We start from the raw sequence: 15,686 nt of genomic DNA, 5'->3' as shown, positions 1-15,686 counted from the left end.
CCTCCTATAGCTCCATTGCTAGTAACCCTCCCGCGGATGCGAGAGAGCCTTGTTACTTTTTGCCAAATAGGCCTCCGAAGAGGCCACCCTTCTTTTCTTTAGGTTCAGAAGGAGTCTTTGCTTCTGCCTCCTTGGCTGGTGAACCCTCACCAACCTTGGCTGCGGTTCCGTCAGCAGCTGACTGCAACACCTGCTCGACGAGTTCTACTGCGCTCTTCATGGCCTTTGCCACACCCACCTGGATGTAAGGCTTGCCATTGAAGCGCTGACGGTCCTTGACCTCAAGGTCAACGGCAAAAATTACCGCATCTGCAGAATCGATTACATCCTGCTTGAGCGGGTTGGAACCTGCCGAACCCTGGGTCTCAACGATTACCTCGTGACCCAGTTTCTTACCTGCCTGCTCCAGGGCCTCGGCGGCCATGTAAGTGTGGGCGATGCCGGTGATGCAAGATGTTACGCAAACTACCTTTGCCATTATTTCTGGACCTCCTTGGTCACAATTGAAGCGATTTCGGCCGGATCGGACTCGGCGCGAAGGCGGTCCCGGAATTCCTCGTGCATGATCTTGCGAGCCAGTGAGCCGAGAATCTCCAGGTGGGTGTTTTCTCCTGAAGCAGGCGCTGCAATCAGGAAGATCAGATGAGAAGCACCGTCATCGGCGCCGAAGTCGATTCCCTTGCTTGTGGTTGCCACGGCAACCGAAGGGATGGTTACCAGGTCAGATTGGGCGTGCGGGATCGCAACACCACCTTCGATGCCGGTCGGAAAGTGCTCTTCGCGCGCTGCAACAGCCTCAAGGTAAGCATCCAAAGCGGTTAGGCGACCTGCGGCCAATAGCTTCTCCGCTAGCTGACGAACAGCCTGCTCTTTAGTTTGTGCGTCGATCTCGACGATGACGATTTCAGGCGTTGTGATTGGGTGGGACATTGGTTTCCTAGCGCTAATGAATTTCGACCGAGATAACTATTTGGACGAACGCTCCGTTGCGCCGACCCCCTTTCACTGAAAGCGGTTACTCCTCTAAATAATAAATCTATACAGATTTCTCTCAGACCCAGGTCTAATTTGCAGAGTAAATCTCCAAAAAATAGCCCAAATAGTTGTCAGTTTTACACATGGTCCTACGTATTTTGTGGTGAGGGGTGATGCGAACCACAACCGCTTGCGGTCTTGGTTTCTAGGACAACACCTTCGCCTAGGACGATATTGACTTCTGTGCAGACCAAGCCCACCAGAGCAGTGGAAGCTGCAGGGGCAGCCTGAGCCAGGCTGCCAGGGCAACATCTGGAGCGCTGCTGAGGCTATCTATCGCGAACCACCAGTTCGCTGGCCAGATCGCCAACAGGGTTAGAACGGTGAGCATCGGGGCCCAACGAGCTTTCAAAATTAGCCCCACTGCGCTTACCAGTTCGGCAACGCCAGAGAGCACAACTAGCAGTTCGGGTTCAGGGAGCCACGGGGGCATGAGCCACAAAAAGGCCCCGGGGTTCACAAGGTGCAGCACACCTGAGGCAGTGAACAAAACCACCACCACCCAGCTCCCAATCGGAAGTCCTAGCGCTTTGCGAGCCATAGCACCACCGCATCCAGCCAAGACTTGGGCAAGAGATAGAAAGCAATCTTGAATGCGCGGACATCCCAGCTGGCGGGGTAGTGAGCCCTCGGTCTTGGCGACGTAGCTGCCTTGAGCATTTTCTTGACAACTTTGTCTGGCCCGGGTGAGATTCGGTAGAGACCGCCGAGCCATTTATTTAAGCCGGTCATGACCCTGTCGTAGTCACCCACAGCCCGGCCACTGTCTAGTAGCTCGAATGCTACCGACCCGAATCCCGTCTTTGAGGTTCCGGGTTCAACCGTGCAGACATCAATACCGAGCCACTTGGTTTCTTGACGCAACGCGTTCGCAACTGCTTTGAGGGCTTGCTTGGTCGCCGAGTACCAGCCCAGGCCAACCAGTGTGACGTGTGCCACGACGCTGGTTGTGATGATAATTCGCCCAGAACGCTGCTTGCGCATCTGGGGAAGCACGCTTCGGATTGAGTTTTCAACACCAAAGAAATTGACCTCGAAAATACGCCGGACTTCCTCCGCAGTGGTCTCTTCAACCGAGGAGAAGTTGCCGTAGCCGGCATTTGCCACCATTAGGTCAACGCTGCCGTAATCAGCTATTGCCTCTTGAACCACAGCGCTCAGGTCTGAGGGAATGGTTACGTCGGCCCGCCTTGGGATAGCCCCAAAGGATTTGGTGGCCTCAACCGCAGCTGAATCCCGGTCGGTTGCGAAGACCACCCAGCCTCGGGAAGCTAGCTCTTTAGAAAGACCCAGGCCGAAGCCGGAGGCCGCTCCAGTGATGATGGCGACTTTGCTCATTCCACCATCTAAGCACTAGGTGCTGAGCTTCAGAAATAAATCAAACCTGTGAAAGAATGTCCGCATGACTTCTCACACCTCAGTAGCTACCCTGCACACCAACCACGGCGCAATCAAGGTCAACCTTTTTGGCCTGCACGCTCCAAAGACCGTGGAGAACTTCGAAGGCCTGGCAACCGGCTCAATCGAGTGGAAAGACCCTCGCACCGGTGCGGTGCAGGCCGGCAAGCCGCTTTACAGCGGAGTGATCTTCCACCGTGTCATCGAGGGCTTCATGATTCAAGGTGGAGACCCTACTGGAACCGGAATGGGCGGCCCTGGCTACCAGTTCGGTGATGAGATTCACCCAGAGCTCACCTTCCAGGAGCCATACAAGCTCGCGATGGCAAACGCCGGCCCAGGCACCAATGGATCTCAGTTCTTTATCACCGTGGCCCCAACTGGCTGGCTATACGGCAAGCACACCGTATTCGGTGATGTGGTGGACGAGGTCAGCCGCAAGGTGGTTGACAAGATTGCCCAGCTGGCAACCGATGGTCGTGACCGTCCGCTGGACGATGTGGTCATCGAGTCCATCACCATCGAAAAGGTCTAAGTGGCATTTCGCCTCGGAGCCCGAAGGGCACCGGTAACCACGCTTCTGCTGGCTACCAACGTGCTGATCTGGCTCGGGCAAATCTCACCGCTTGGATACCTGTTCACCAATCGGTTTTTCTACGCTCCGCTTTTTACCCCTTGGGAACCCTGGCGGATGCTGACCTCGGGGTTTGTCCACGATTGGACCAGCCCCTGGCACATCTTGCTGAACTCCTATGCAATTTGGATTTTTGGGCAGCAGCTTGAACCAATGCTCGGGCGGTTTAGGTTTTTTGCCCTCTACATAGTCAGCATCCTGGGTGGTTCGGTCGCAGTGCTGTGGCTCTCGGATCCGCAAACCCCAGTTGTGGGCGCATCGGGCGCTCTGTTTGGTCTAATGGGTGCGTTCTTCGTGGTGATCAGGACCCTGGGTGGCAATCCGACTCAGATATTTTTGCTCATCGCAATTAACTTTTCGATGGGCTTTTTTGTCTCAGGTATCTCGTGGGAGGGCCACCTCGGAGGCTTGGTTACCGGAGTTGCGATAGCTAGCGTTTACTCCGCAACAAGGAGGCCGAACCAACGCGTAGCGCAGTTCCTTGGGGTTGTTATTGTGCTGGCAGTGCTGAGCGTGCTAACGCTCTGGCGGATTCAGGCTTGGATCTAGTTACTTCCACTTGGTGGTCATAACAAACCCCACCATGGCGATGCCAAAGCCAATCAAAATGTTCCAGTTGCTCAGGTCAATCGGAGTTGCGCTACCCAGTGGGAAGCGGGCGCTGGAGATGTAGAAAGTCAAAATCCAGATCAACCCGACGATCATGAAGCCAAACATTGTGACCTTGTACCAGGTTGGGTTTTCTTCCTGCTCATCGCCAACGATGGTTGGACGAACAGGGGCTTCCTTCTTGGAAGGCTTGCGACGTGAACTTGATTCAGGCATGGCTAGAAGTTTATAACCATCAGCGGTCATTCTCCTACTGCGGTTAGGCTATTGAGACTATGGTCCGGATTCTGGTTCTCGATAACTACGACAGCTTCGTCTACACCCTCAACGGCTATCTGCAGCAGCTGGGCGCTGAAACCGAAGTGATGCGCAATGATTCCGTGACCGAGGCTGAACTTCCCGAACTGCTCTCCAGATTTGATGCCGTGTTGATCTCCCCCGGACCTGGAACTCCGGGTGAAGCAGGCCTTTCAATCCCAACGGTGAAGTATGCGCTCCAGACCGACTATCCGGTTTTTGGAGTGTGCCTCGGGCACCAAGCAATTGCCGAGGCGATGGGTGCAACGGTGAAGAGTGCTCCTGAGCTGATGCACGGCAAAGTCTCCAAGGTGAATCACGCGGGCAGCGAGATCTTCAAGGGCCTACCCCAGGGGTTTAGTGCAACCAGATACCACTCTCTCGCAGTGGTTCAGGACACTGTTCCAGAGGAGCTGCAGATTACTGGCCAGACTGAGTCCGGCGTAATCATGAGCCTGCAGCACAAAAGCAAGCCGATTTACGGAGTTCAGTTTCACCCTGAGTCGGTGCTAACCGAAGGTGGTTACCAGATGCTGGCCAACTGGCTAGCGACCCTTGGCCACACCGAGGCACTTGAAAAAGCAAAGCACCTCAGTCCCCGTCTGGAGCGCTAGGGAGTCGTAGTTGGGGTGGGCGTAGGGCTTGGCTCTACCGTTTCAGTCGGCACGCACTCCACGAACAGCACAATGTTCTGCAGCTGAGGCGCTTGCCCCGGTGCGATGGACTGGTCCAGAACCGTGGTTCCCGGGGTGCCATTGCAGCTGGCCGCATCGAATATCTCAACCGAAACCGTGTAGCCAATCGTTGGAGCGGTGAGAATGGTTCTTGCCTCTAGGACATCTAGGTTTCTGACATCCGGAATCATCACGGTGCCATCTGAGAGCACCAGGTTGACCACTGAGCCAAGCGGGAGCCTGGAGTTGGTGACCGGGTCAGATGCAATCACAGTTCCCTCGGGAACATTCGCACTGCCAACCACATCGATTCTTCCGACCGTTAGTCCTTGACCCTCAATTAGTGCAACGGCATCGGCCTCAGCTCTGCCAACCAGGTTCGGAACGGTTACTTCGGTCGCTCCACTGGAGACGTAGAGGGTGATCGGGGTGTTGGCTAGCACCTGAGTCCCAGCCGCTGGCTCCTGGCGAATGACCACGCCCTCTGGAACGGTTTCACTCTTTTCGTAGACCCTTAGCACCAGGAGATTCTGAGCTGCCAGAGTGTTGGCGGCATCGTCGTAGAGCGAACCTTCAACCGATGGAACTGCCACACCGGCACTTGGTGAAATGGTGGGCGAAGTTCCACCAATGTTCATCACCCAGAACAGCAAACCAACCAGGATGACAACCACGCCGGTTCCAAGACCCCACAGCACACCGGCGCCAACCTTGCTGGTGGTCATGGTTGGGGTGGTGGCGTTAGGCATGGTCTCAAAACCATCAATCAGTTCAGTCTCTAGGGACTGGGATTCCATCAGCTTGGTGGGGCCGCTTAGGACCTCTGTCACCGGAGCAGAAATTGGGATGGGGTTTGAATTGGTAACCGGTTTACCCTGCGCGGCGGCCAAAAGGTGCTCACGGAATTCCTCGGCGCTCTGGAAACGCTCGTTGCGATCCTTAGCCATGGCCCGAGCTACAACCGCATCCAACTCTGCGCTGACCGCAGGATTGAACTGGCTTGGTGGGACAGCGGCCTCAGAAACGTGCTGGTAGGCAACCGAAACTGCGCTCTCGCCCTTGAAGGGTGGCCGTCCGGCCAAAAGCTCGTAGAGGATTACGCCTGTTGAATAGAGGTCGGTGCGGGCATCAACCGCCTCACCCCTGGCCTGCTCGGGAGAAAAGTACTGCGCGGTGCCGATGATGCCGGCGGTGGCGGCTTGGGTAGCCGAGTTGTCACTTACTGCCCTAGCAATGCCAAAGTCCATGACCTTTACGTTGTCGCCGTCACCAACCATGACATTGGCTGGCTTGATGTCGCGGTGGACAACTCCGGCGCGGTGCGAAACCTCAAGAGCGGTGAGGATGCCGCCGACATAGCGGATGGATCTTTCGAGCTCAACTCCGCCCTCGAAGATGATTTCCTTTAGCAGGCGACCCTTGACAAATTCCATGACGATGTAAGGGGTCTTGCGAGGATTGCCATTTTCATCGGTGGTCTCTTCCTCGCCCGCGTCGTAAACCCTGACAATGGTCGGGTGCGCCATGCGAGCGGAGGCTTGAGCCTCCTGGCGGAACTTGGCCTCAAAGCTTGCATCATTCGCAAGGTCCGACTTGAGCAACTTGATGGCAACGGTTCGGCCCAGTCGAGTGTCGTAACCCTCGTAAACCTCGGCCATGCCCCCGCGGCCAACCAACTGACCAATCCGGTAGCGCCCGGCAATCAGTCTTTCGTTCTCAGTCAAAATAGCTCTTTCTACCCCGCCATAGTTTAGTTTTTGGAAACCAACATCCCGCTTAGGACTCGGTCACGATCTGATTACCCCGTCGGACTTGGTTCCTCGGAGGGAGTCTCAGTTACCGGTTCAGAAACTGTTGCTGATTCTGAGCCCGGATCGGTTACCTCAGGCTCTGGAATGACCACTGGCACATCTTCAACGTTTTCTACGTAGTAGGTAACGTCGATTGTTGTGCCGACCGTTATGTTTCCGGTTGGAGAAACTGCGTAGACGGTTCTGGCTCTTGAGTCACCGGCCGGCACCTCTTCACCCGCTATGGCGTTCACGTTCATGCCCAATTCGGCCAGTCTGGCGGAGACTTCGCTTAGGTTCTCTCCGATTATGTCCGAGCGCAGAATCAACTTTGTCTGCGCAACCACCTCATCAGACTCCGTCGCCTCCGGCGCCGTGGATGGGGTTTGAGTGCTGCTCTGGCTTGGCGAAACCGTGCTAGATGGGGTTGGGAAATCTTCGGTGTTGGGCTCCGAGAGAATCGCAACTATCACCACGATGGCGGTGATTCCCAGCAGACCCAAGGTCGCTACCCAGGGCCAAACGATCGGCGCTCGCGGCAGCGGGGCGGTGTCGGTCGGAATCACCTCGGTGGCACTGTTTTCGGTGTAACCGTCTGGGGTTGTGAAAACTGCACTTGCCCTGGGCTTGCGCTTTTCGCGAAGCAGAGCCTCCGCTCTGATAGCGAGCGAGGTAGCAGACTCAGGTCGCTGCGACGGCTTTTTTGCCAGGCAGCTAAGCACCAGGTTCTGAACACGTGGATCGACGGAGTCCGGCAGCGCCGGCGGCATCTCGTTGATGTGGGCCATGGCGATTGCCATTTGATTCTCACCGGTGAACGGGCGCTTTCCCGCTAAAGCCTCGTAGGCAACCACCCCCAGGGAGTAGAGGTCAGTGGCGGGTGTCGAAGTCTTGCCGGTGGCCTGTTCTGGGGCGAGGTACTGAACAGTTCCCATAACCTGACCGGTCTTGGTGAGGGGCACCTGGTCGCCAACACGAGCAATACCAAAGTCGGTGATTTTTACCTTGCCCTCGGGAGTGATCAGCAGGTTGCCGGGCTTGATGTCTCGGTGAACCAATCCTCTGGCGTGAGCGGCGGCGAGCGCCCTTGAAGTCTGGGCAACAATGTCCAGAACGCGCTCCTCGGAGAGCTTTTTCTCTCGCTCGATAAGTCTTGACATTGACTCACCGGGAACCAGCTCCATGACCAGGTAGGCACTGCCGGTGTCCTCGCCGTAGTCGTAGATATTTGCAATGCCCTCGTGCTCAACCAGCGCAGCACTCTTGGCCTCAGTCCTGAAGCGCTCCAAGAACATGGGGTCGCCGAGGTATTCCTCTTTGAGAATCTTGATCGCAACCTGGCGCAGGATTAGCTCGTCTTCTGCCTGCCAAACCTCACCCATTCCACCAATCGCGATGCGAAGTTGAAGGCGATATCTCTCGCCGTAGAGCTGACCTACCGAGGGTTTCATTTGGCAAGCACCGCCTCAATAACCATGCGCGCAATTGGAGCTGCAATTTGATTGCCGGTTCCGTTTTGGCCAATGCCGCCGCCGTCTTCAACCACCACTGCAACCGCTACCTCGGGAGCCTCAGCCGGGGCAAATCCTGTGAACCAGAGGGTGTAGGGGTCGGTCGGTCCGTTTTCGGCAGTGCCGGTTTTTCCAGCAACCGCTATTGAGGAGATCCCAGCTCGGGTGGCTGCGCCAACCTCGACCGAGTCCACCATCATGCGAGTTAGGTAGCCAGCGGTTAGTCGCGACATTGGAGCAGACAGCACCGTGGGCTCGGGTTGGGAAAGCACATTTAGGTTTGAGGCAACCACCAAATCAATCAGCTGGGGCTTCATCAAAACCCCCTGGTTGGCGATTGCCGAGGAGACCATGGCCATCTGCAGTGGGCTCACCCTGACATCAAACTGACCAAAGCCGGTCAGCGCAAGCTGAGAATCCTCGAGCTCAATCGGGTAGATGCTTGGTGTCACATCCATTGGAATTTCCAGCTCTTGACCAAAACCCATCAACTCTGCCTGGACTCGAATGCGCTCCTGGCCAAGTTCAACCGCCAGCATGGCGAAGGGGATGTTGCAGGACCGAATTAGCGCGTATTCCAGGGTTACGGTCTCACCGGTGCCGCAGGTCGAACCTGAAGAGTTCTTAATGAATGTGTTTGTTCCGGGCAAGCGATAGGTGTCTAGGTTTTCAAAGGTGCTGGTCGCTGTGTAGCTGCCGGATTCCAGAGCTGCCGCAGCCACTACCAACTTAAAGGTTGATCCCGGATGGTAGAGGTCGCCGGCAATCGCGCGGTTTACCAGCGGCTGGTCCTCGTCGGCCGAGTAGGTCTTGAGCGCATCTGTTACCGGACCGTATAGGTGGCCGGCTAGCAGGTTGGCATCAAATGTTGGTTTTGACACCATGGCCAAAATGCGTCCGGTCGAAGGTTCGATGGCCACCACCGCACCCTTGCGATCACCCAGAGCATCCCAAGCAGCACGCTGAATATCTGGGTCCAGCGTTAGCTCAACTGCCGCACCGGTAACCGGTTTTCCATCCAGCAGCGCATTGATCTGCTCAAAGAATTGAGCTGAAGATTGCCCGGACAGGTAGCTGTTCATAACGCGCTCAATGCCGTCGGTTCCCGAAAACAGGCTGAAGTAGCCAATGACCGGGCTGTAGAGCACAGACTCGTACTCGCGGTTGAAGCGGTAGGCGTCGTTGACCGGAACGCTCTCCACCACAGAGGTGCCGCCGACCAGAATGGAGCCGCGCTGAGTCTTGTACGTCTCGTATGACGCTCTAACATTCCTGGAGTCTTTGTAGAGATCCGCGCTTCTCAGGACCTGAATCGAGCTCGCCATGGCAAACAGCGCGAGAAACATCACGGTTAGCGCGAGTCCAACCCTTCTGACCTGCCGGTTCAACTCTGGACCCGTTTCAGTGAGGAGTCCGAGACTCTAAGCAGCAGGGCGATGATGACCCAGTTCGCCAGCAGTGACGACCCACCAGCTGCCATAAACGGTGTTGTGAGTCCAGTCATGGGCAGCAGTCCCATAACTCCGCCGGCAACCACAAACAGCTGCAGACCAATCACAAAACTAAGACCAATGGCGAGCAGCCTGGAGAAGTCATCGGGGTGAGAGTTGGCAATTCTCAGACCTCGGTAGACCAAAAGCAGGAAGATGGCCAAAATGGCAAAGATCCCAGCCAGTCCCAACTCTTCCCCGAGCGCCGCAAATATGAAATCCGATTCAGCAAGTGGAATCAGCTGTGGGAAGCCGCCCCCGAGCCCTGTGCCAATCACATCCCCGTTTGCCATGCCAAACAGCGCTTGAACCAGCTGGTAGCTGCCTCCGGCAGCGTTGTAATTCACATTCGCAAACGGATCTAGCCAGGTGTCGAAGCGGCGACCAACGTAATCAAACAGCCTGGATGCGACCAAGGCTCCGGTGATCATCATGGTCATACCGGCGCCAACATAGAAGGCTCTCCCGGTAGCGGTGTAGATCATCACGAGGAACAAACCGAAGTAAAGAATTGAGGTTCCAAGGTCGCGCTGCAACACGAGAACCCCGAGCGAGGCAACCCAGAACAGCAGGATGGGGCCGAGATCTTTAGCTCTGGGTACCTTCATGAATAGAACCCGCGAACCAATTTCACTCAGGGTGTCCCGTTTTGAAATTAGGTACCCGGCAAAGAAAATTGCCAGCAGAATCTTTGCCACCTCACCGGGCTGGAAGGTGAGTTCCCCGATCCCAACCCACAGAGTGGCTCCGTTGATGGTCTTACCTATTACCGGTGCAGCCGGGAGGATCAGTAGAAAGACCGCTGCTGCGCCGGCAAGGTAGGGGTACTTTCTCAGCGCCAAGTGGTTTGGCACTAACCGAACCACTGCCGCGGCACAGAACATGGCGAAGACTGTGAGCCAAACCTGGCGCTCGGCGTAGAGCTCAATTCCTCCGCGGGCAATTTCTGCAAGGTCAAGCCGGTAGATCATTGCGATTCCAAGACCGTTTAGCAGGTAGGCGAGCGGAAGCATCAAACCATCGGCGCTGACGGCATGCTTGCGCAGCACGTAGTGCACAACGGCAGCCCCGAGGGCAGGGGGAGCCCAATAGAGCAGCATGTCCCAGCTCATGCGCTGAACCACTGCCAGCTGAACCTGAGCTAGAGCGAATGCCTGGATTCCAGCAACCCAAAACAGCAGCACGGCCTCGAAGTTTCTGGAGCGCGGGACCGCTTTGAGCAGCATTGGAATGGCACTGGTGAGCGAGACGTTACTCATCGTTACTCTCACTCAGCTGCTGCAGGATGCGCTCGGCATCCTCCAGAGATTCCGCGGAGATGGAGCGCTCGATTAAGGTTTGCTGGAACGGCTCGAGGTCCTCCAGGGAGATCTCACTCACCATGAATGGCTTTGAGAATTTCAGTGGCCCCAGAGACTCCCTGATGCCCTGGAAGATTGTCACCTGGCCCTGGTAGACATCGACGTAATACCTGGTTTGGGTGTACTGGTAGGCGAGGTAACCCATACCTGCGAGCATTCCGGCAACCAGGAACCAGCTGGCAACAATGCGTATTGAGCGCCAGCGAATCTTGCGCCTGGTCTCCATGAGAATCTTGTTGAGTAGCTCCTCGGATTCGGGAGCGTACTGAGTTGGGTCTTCTGGGGTCTGCAGCAGTTCGAAAAGGTTTCTAGGCGAGAACAGCCTGAGGATCTTGCCACCCTTGCGCTCTTCAATAACCACCTCGTTGGCGGCTGAGCCGACAAAGTGAGCTCCGGGTTCAAAGTCGGTTTTTGTGGCGGGTCTAACTATGTCTACGATCACCACGGTCACGTTGTCTGGAGCACCAAACTCAAGGGCCTCACCAACCAAGAGCTCCGCAACCTCTTCAGTTGGGATCTTTGAGGTGAGGATTCGATCCATCACGTTTTCTGGCACCACACCGCTCAGCCCATCGCTGCAGAGTAACCAGCGATCTCCGGGCAGGGCATCATGCAGGGCAATATCGATTTCTGGTTCTCCGGAGACATCTCCCAGCACGCGCATCAGGACGCTTCTTCTGGGGTGAACCAAAGCCTCCTCCGGCGTGATTCGACCCATGTCAACGAGTTTCTGAACGAAGGTGTGGTCGTTAGTGATCTGCTTCACCTCGCCGTCTCTGGCGAGGTAAATGCGGCTGTCTCCGATGTGAGCGGTGACCATCTGGGTGCCGTGCAGCAGAATTCCCGAGAAGGTTGTGCCCATGCCCTCAAGCTCGGGGTGGTCGGCAACGGTCAGGGACAGCATCCCATTGGCTTCCAAGATCCCCTTCTTGAAAGAGTCAATCGCCTCCTCCACACTTTCGTAGCGGGAATCGGTTAGTGCCACTCGCTGCGAGGAGATTGCGGAGGCGATATCGCCACCCGCGTGTCCACCCATGCCATCTGCGACAAAGAAGAGTTGGTATCCGGCATAACCGGAGTCTTGATTGGAGCTGCGGTGTTTGCCGATGTCACTGGCGGCATAAGAAATAGTTTTTACGGCCAAGGCTTATTACCTCAGCTCAAAGGTTGTTGTGCCGATACGAATCGTGGTGCCCTGCTTGATAGTTGCCGGGGTAACCACTTTTCGGCCATCAATAAAGGTTCCGTTGGTGGAGTTCAGGTCCTGCAATACCCAGTCCTCGCCAACTAAGACCAACTTGGCGTGCATGTTTGAGGCGAACTCGTCAGATATCACCAGGTCGCAGCTCGAGGCCCTGCCAATAAGCACCTCGCGCTTGCCAGCGATATCCACCGAGGTTCCAGCGGTTCTTCCCGTCAACATCGCAATTTGAGTGGGCTCAAAACTTTCACCATCTTCGATGGCGAGGCTTGAGATGGAGCCGGCGCCTCCGGAAATTAGCTGGGGAGCGTTTTGCTGCGCCAACTTGCTAATCACCCTTCGGCCGTAGAGGTCCGCGCGGATAACTGACAGCAGGCTGAGGATGAATATCCACAGCACCGCAACAAAACCGATGCGGACCAGGAAAAGCGCTAGCTCACTCATGCGACTCCGACCGCGTTCAGTTCAAATTCGAAGACTGATCTGCCAGCTGTAATTTTGCTTCCAGAGCGCAACACCATTTCACTTACCCGCTCGCCGTCGACAAACGTTCCATTGGTCGACTGGCGGTCGCGAATGGCGGCAATCTCCCCATTCCAAGCAATTTCAAAGTGGACTCGGCTCAACCCTCGGTCGTCAACCACGATGTTGGAGGACTCGTCTCTCCCAACGGTGGTGCTGCCGGACCCCAATTCGATTCTCTGGCCGTTGAAGAGCAAGGCTGGCGCCCAGTTCACGTGGTTCTGCAGCGCTGAGTAGCCGACCTTCACCTGACCCCTGGGGACCTTAGGGTCCTCGGAAACTGTGATTTCTAATTCTCCGGAGAGTCGGTAACCCTGCTTCGCAGCATGCTTGGCGACCTCTAGACGAACCGCTGAAATCAGCCCAGGAGCAAGAGATTTTAGGTCGTGCGGGGCGACCAGTACTTTGTAGCGATGCGGTGCTAGGACTCGATCTGACCCCACGGCGTTGGCAGCCTGATCCATCGTGGCCTTTATGGCTTGGGTGAGCTCAACCGGCTGCAGCTCGGCCTTGCTCAGGCGAGCAAACAGCGAGCTGACACCAGCCTCGATGCGTTTTTCTGCCTTGTCAAGAAAGCTCAATTGGCTCGCTTCCACGGTCTGTAGGGTGAGGGTAAGTCTACCCACCCGCCCCTTACGCCGCTCTCATTTCTCTGCTAATCTCTTGGCTTGTTGGGCTTGAGAGAGCCTCTAACGCGCGAGTGGCGAAATGGCAGACGCGCTGGCTTCAGGTGCCAGTGTCCGCAAGGACGTGCGGGTTCAAGTCCCGCCTCGCGCACTACAGATTCATGTCTCAGGACATGCTTCCCCCTGACTGGAAGTTGGTGAAGCAAATTACCCTCGACGCATTCCTGATTGCCCTTGAGGTGCTGGGCGTAATCGCATTCGCACTCTCCGGAGTCATCGAGGCTGCTCGAAAGCACTTTGACCTTGTCGGTGTGGTGATGGTCGGGTTTATCACTGCCTTTGGCGGCGGAACTTTGAGAGACATCCTTTTAGACCGGAGGCCCTTTTTCTGGGTCGAGCAGGAGTTTTGGGTCTGGGTGCTAATTGCTCTGGCATTCTTTCTACCGTTTTTCTTTCGTGCCAGACACTTCGTTTTCACAGAAAAAGCAATTGTCATCCCCGATGCCATCGGACTGGGCATCTTCACTGCGGGAGGCACGCACATTGCACTTGAGCTTGGCTCCAGCCCGCTGATCGCAGTTCTAATGGGAGTTATTACCGCGGTGGTGGGTGGAATATTGCGAGATGTCCTGGTGAATGAGGTGCCGAGGGCATTCCACGATCATCAGCCGTATGCGGTTGTAGCCTTTGCCGGAGGCTGGCTGGTGGTGCTGCTGGATGCTTTGCTACTACCCGTATCAATCACCCTGCTGTTTGGATCGGTGTTCATTATTTTGCTCAGACTCATGAGCGTGAAATTTGGCTGGGAGCTCAAGCGCTGGAGATTTCTATAACTGAGTGCCAGCTGGCAAATAGGTTGGGGGTTGCTGGTTTTTCATCCTTTACAAAAGTTGGCTGGCTAGTTTTTTGACTGTCCGATTACGACAGGAAAGAAAATGAAAACGAAAGCAAAAATCGCCATTGCGGCATCCGTGGCACTGATCGCCGGAGCAGCTCTCGGTGCAGCACCAGCTTCAGCTCATGACCGCGGTGGCGCTAGATTCGGTCAGAGCTCACAAACCGGTTCAAACCACCAGCACGCGACCTTGAGCGCGACCATCACTGGAATTCCAAGCTCAGTGACCTCGTCCCACGTTGCATCCCACGGCGCTTATTTCACCGCGTATGTTTTGGAGGACACCGCAACCAGCGTCCCCAGCACAAAGCCCACCACCGGTGGAAAGCGGATTGGACTTAAGCCCACCAAAAATGCGGCCGGCGCATACACCTCGGTGATCTCCGGCTCAACCCTGGCAGGAGTGCTTGGTTTCCGAGCTGACGCAGATGGCATGACCAAGCTGGCGCTCTACCCTTCGGATGGATCTTCGGCAGCACTGGTGACTATCACCACTGCAACCGATGGCACAGTCAGCGTGAAGAGCTTTAAGTCACTGACAGTCGCATACAGCGCGACCGTTGCAGCAGAGACCCCAGCCAAGCGCATGGGTAAGGTTGGTCACCCCAAAGGCATGCGCGGCAAGCACGGCCACTAATCTCAACTTCTCCTTGAGGCAGAACCCCCGCGGGTCCTAGAGACCTACGGGGATTCTTGCTTTAGCCGACCTCTTGGAGGCGCTTGCCCCGGGTGTGCTCAGGCTGGCACTGCAGGTTCTCTGGGTTCTCGTTGCAGCTGTCGCAGAGCAGAATCAGATCACGGCAGCCTAAATTTGAGCAATTTCTAAAGCTAGAGGTTTTTGCCTCGCACTTCTCACAGTCGCCAATGGTTTTGGCCTCGTCCGAGAAGTTCACGTTCATCCGGCCATCAAAGACGTAGAGTGAACCCTCCCAGAGCCCTTTGTCTCTGAAGCGTTCGCCGTATCGGACGATGCCGCCCTCAATCTGGTAGACCTCTTTGAAGCCACGGTTGATCATCACGGCCGAGAGAATTTCGCAGCGGATTCCACCGGTGCAGTAGGTGACGATCGGCTTGTCCTTGAGGTGGTCATACTTTCCACTCTCGAGCTCCGCAATAAAGTCGTGCGTGGTTTGAACGTTAGGGACGACTGCGTTCTTGATTTTTCCGATCTTGGCCTCAAAGGCATTTCGGCCGTCGAAGAAAACGACATCATCGCCCTTTTCCTCCACCAGGCGGTTTACCTCAACCGGCTTCAGGTGTTTTCCACCGTTCACAATTCCGGCTTTTTCAACCTGAATTTCCTTGGGGGTTGTGAAGGCAACCAGTTCTTTTCGAACCTTGACGCTCAGCCGGGGGAAGTCGCTACCGGTGCCGTCAGACCACTTAAAGTCAATCTTTCCAAAACCCGGGTAGTCCTTGGTGGCTCGGCAGTACTTCTTGAGGTCTTCCATGTCGCCACCCAGGGTGCCGTTGATTCCGTGCTCCGAGATCAGGATTCGGCCCTTGAGATTTAGAGCGGCGCAAAGGGTCTTCTGCCAGAGCATCACCGCCTTGGGATCGGCGACCGGTGCAAAGCCGTAGTAGAGGATGATTTTGTTCAGAGCCATAGCTCAATTTTAGCCCTGGGTTGATTCCATAGACTA

At 55.9% G+C, this 15,686-nt stretch carries 18 protein-coding genes and 1 tRNA gene; 6 read left to right on the top strand and 13 right to left on the bottom strand.

Going from position 1 to position 15,686, the window contains the following annotated elements:
* Window positions 1–52: 52 nt before the first annotated feature.
* The 4 genes from HRU87_RS07215 to HRU87_RS06850 all read right to left on the bottom strand — a co-directional run bounded on the left by HRU87_RS07215 (window position 53) and on the right by HRU87_RS06850 (window position 2,373).
* Window positions 53–478, bottom strand: coding sequence for a PTS fructose transporter subunit IIB (locus HRU87_RS07215; RefSeq protein WP_213086392.1), 426 nt, complete (start codon window positions 476–478; stop codon window positions 53–55).
* The gene (locus HRU87_RS07210; RefSeq protein WP_173494157.1) at window positions 478–930 is read right to left on the bottom strand and encodes a PTS sugar transporter subunit IIA; all 453 of its coding nucleotides are present in this window, start codon (window positions 928–930) and stop codon (window positions 478–480) included. The genes HRU87_RS07215 and HRU87_RS07210 overlap by 1 nt, the downstream gene beginning before the upstream one ends.
* A 268-nt stretch (window positions 931–1,198) precedes the next feature.
* Window positions 1,199–1,576: a DoxX family protein gene (locus tag HRU87_RS06855; RefSeq protein WP_213086391.1), complete on the bottom strand. Its 378-nt coding sequence runs from the start codon at window positions 1,574–1,576 to the stop codon at window positions 1,199–1,201.
* Entirely contained in the window at window positions 1,558–2,373 is an 816-nt protein-coding gene (locus tag HRU87_RS06850) for an SDR family oxidoreductase (RefSeq protein WP_173494156.1), read from the bottom strand. Before HRU87_RS06850 ends, HRU87_RS06855 begins: the two co-directional genes overlap by 19 nt.
* 64 nt (window positions 2,374–2,437) lie before the next feature.
* Between HRU87_RS06850 and HRU87_RS06845 the strand changes: the two genes are divergently transcribed.
* Both HRU87_RS06845 and HRU87_RS06840 read left to right on the top strand, forming a co-directional pair.
* Complete coding sequence (locus HRU87_RS06845; protein ID WP_173494155.1) at window positions 2,438–2,968, top strand: peptidylprolyl isomerase; 531 nt, start codon at window positions 2,438–2,440, stop codon at window positions 2,966–2,968.
* Window positions 2,969–3,616 carry a rhomboid family intramembrane serine protease gene (locus tag HRU87_RS06840; RefSeq protein ID WP_173494154.1) on the top strand — a complete coding sequence of 216 codons (648 nt, stop codon included), beginning with the start codon at window positions 2,969–2,971 and terminating at the stop codon, window positions 3,614–3,616.
* Here HRU87_RS06840 and HRU87_RS06835 read toward each other — a convergent pair whose 3' ends face one another.
* Complete coding sequence (locus tag HRU87_RS06835; protein ID WP_173494153.1) at window positions 3,617–3,892, bottom strand: cell division protein CrgA; 276 nt, start codon at window positions 3,890–3,892, stop codon at window positions 3,617–3,619.
* 59 nt (window positions 3,893–3,951) lie between these two features.
* On the opposite strand from HRU87_RS06835, the gene HRU87_RS06830 reads away from it, so the two are divergent.
* Window positions 3,952–4,587 (top strand): anthranilate synthase component II, encoded by a 636-nt coding sequence (locus HRU87_RS06830; RefSeq protein ID WP_173494152.1) that lies wholly within the window; start codon window positions 3,952–3,954, stop codon window positions 4,585–4,587.
* Here HRU87_RS06830 and pknB read toward each other — a convergent pair.
* The 7 genes from pknB to HRU87_RS06795 form a co-directional block, all read right to left on the bottom strand.
* On the bottom strand, window positions 4,584–6,371 hold the full coding sequence (gene pknB, locus HRU87_RS06825) for a Stk1 family PASTA domain-containing Ser/Thr kinase (protein ID WP_173494151.1): 1,788 nt from the start codon (window positions 6,369–6,371) through the stop codon (window positions 4,584–4,586). The two genes, HRU87_RS06830 and pknB, sit on opposite strands and share 4 nt — an antisense overlap.
* A 74-nt stretch (window positions 6,372–6,445) precedes the next feature.
* Window positions 6,446–7,888, bottom strand: a complete 1,443-nt coding sequence (locus tag HRU87_RS06820; protein WP_173494150.1) for a serine/threonine-protein kinase — start codon at window positions 7,886–7,888, stop codon at window positions 6,446–6,448.
* Complete coding sequence (locus HRU87_RS06815; RefSeq protein WP_173494149.1) at window positions 7,885–9,336, bottom strand: penicillin-binding transpeptidase domain-containing protein; 1,452 nt, start codon at window positions 9,334–9,336, stop codon at window positions 7,885–7,887. Before HRU87_RS06815 ends, HRU87_RS06820 begins: the two co-directional genes overlap by 4 nt.
* A complete protein-coding gene (locus HRU87_RS06810) occupies window positions 9,333–10,697 on the bottom strand; it encodes an FtsW/RodA/SpoVE family cell cycle protein (protein WP_246247263.1) in 1,365 nt (454 codons plus the stop codon). The genes HRU87_RS06815 and HRU87_RS06810 overlap by 4 nt, the downstream gene beginning before the upstream one ends.
* Window positions 10,690–11,943 (bottom strand): PP2C family protein-serine/threonine phosphatase, encoded by a 1,254-nt coding sequence (locus tag HRU87_RS06805; protein ID WP_173494148.1) that lies wholly within the window; start codon window positions 11,941–11,943, stop codon window positions 10,690–10,692. The genes HRU87_RS06810 and HRU87_RS06805 overlap by 8 nt, the downstream gene beginning before the upstream one ends.
* A 6-nt stretch (window positions 11,944–11,949) precedes the next feature.
* Entirely contained in the window at window positions 11,950–12,444 is a 495-nt protein-coding gene (locus HRU87_RS06800) for an FHA domain-containing protein FhaB/FipA (protein ID WP_173494147.1), read from the bottom strand.
* Window positions 12,441–13,103, bottom strand: coding sequence for an FHA domain-containing protein (locus HRU87_RS06795; protein WP_173494146.1), 663 nt, complete (start codon window positions 13,101–13,103; stop codon window positions 12,441–12,443). The genes HRU87_RS06800 and HRU87_RS06795 overlap by 4 nt, the downstream gene beginning before the upstream one ends.
* A 113-nt stretch (window positions 13,104–13,216) precedes the next feature.
* On the opposite strand from HRU87_RS06795, the gene HRU87_RS06790 reads away from it, so the two are divergent.
* The 3 genes from HRU87_RS06790 (at window position 13,217) to HRU87_RS06780 (ending at window position 14,680) form a co-directional block, all read left to right on the top strand.
* Window positions 13,217–13,299: transfer RNA gene (locus tag HRU87_RS06790), tRNA-Leu, on the top strand.
* A gap of 10 nt (window positions 13,300–13,309) precedes the next feature.
* Window positions 13,310–13,981, top strand: coding sequence for a trimeric intracellular cation channel family protein (locus HRU87_RS06785; RefSeq protein ID WP_246247261.1), 672 nt, complete (start codon window positions 13,310–13,312; stop codon window positions 13,979–13,981).
* 102 nt (window positions 13,982–14,083) lie between these two features.
* Window positions 14,084–14,680: a hypothetical protein gene (locus HRU87_RS06780; protein WP_173494145.1), complete on the top strand. Its 597-nt coding sequence runs from the start codon at window positions 14,084–14,086 to the stop codon at window positions 14,678–14,680.
* Window positions 14,681–14,741: 61 nt separating this feature from the next.
* Here HRU87_RS06780 and trhO read toward each other — a convergent pair whose 3' ends face one another.
* Window positions 14,742–15,650, bottom strand: a complete 909-nt coding sequence (gene trhO / locus HRU87_RS06775) for an oxygen-dependent tRNA uridine(34) hydroxylase TrhO (protein ID WP_173494144.1) — start codon at window positions 15,648–15,650, stop codon at window positions 14,742–14,744.
* Window positions 15,651–15,686: the final 36 nt, after the last annotated feature.

The sequence above is a fragment of the Aquiluna borgnonia genome, from assembly GCF_013283855.1.
In the GTDB taxonomy this organism is placed as follows: domain Bacteria; phylum Actinomycetota; class Actinomycetes; order Actinomycetales; family Microbacteriaceae; genus Aquiluna; species Aquiluna borgnonia.
The sequence above is the reverse complement of the archived record's forward strand: the minus strand, read 5'-3'. Positions and strand labels throughout refer to the sequence as shown.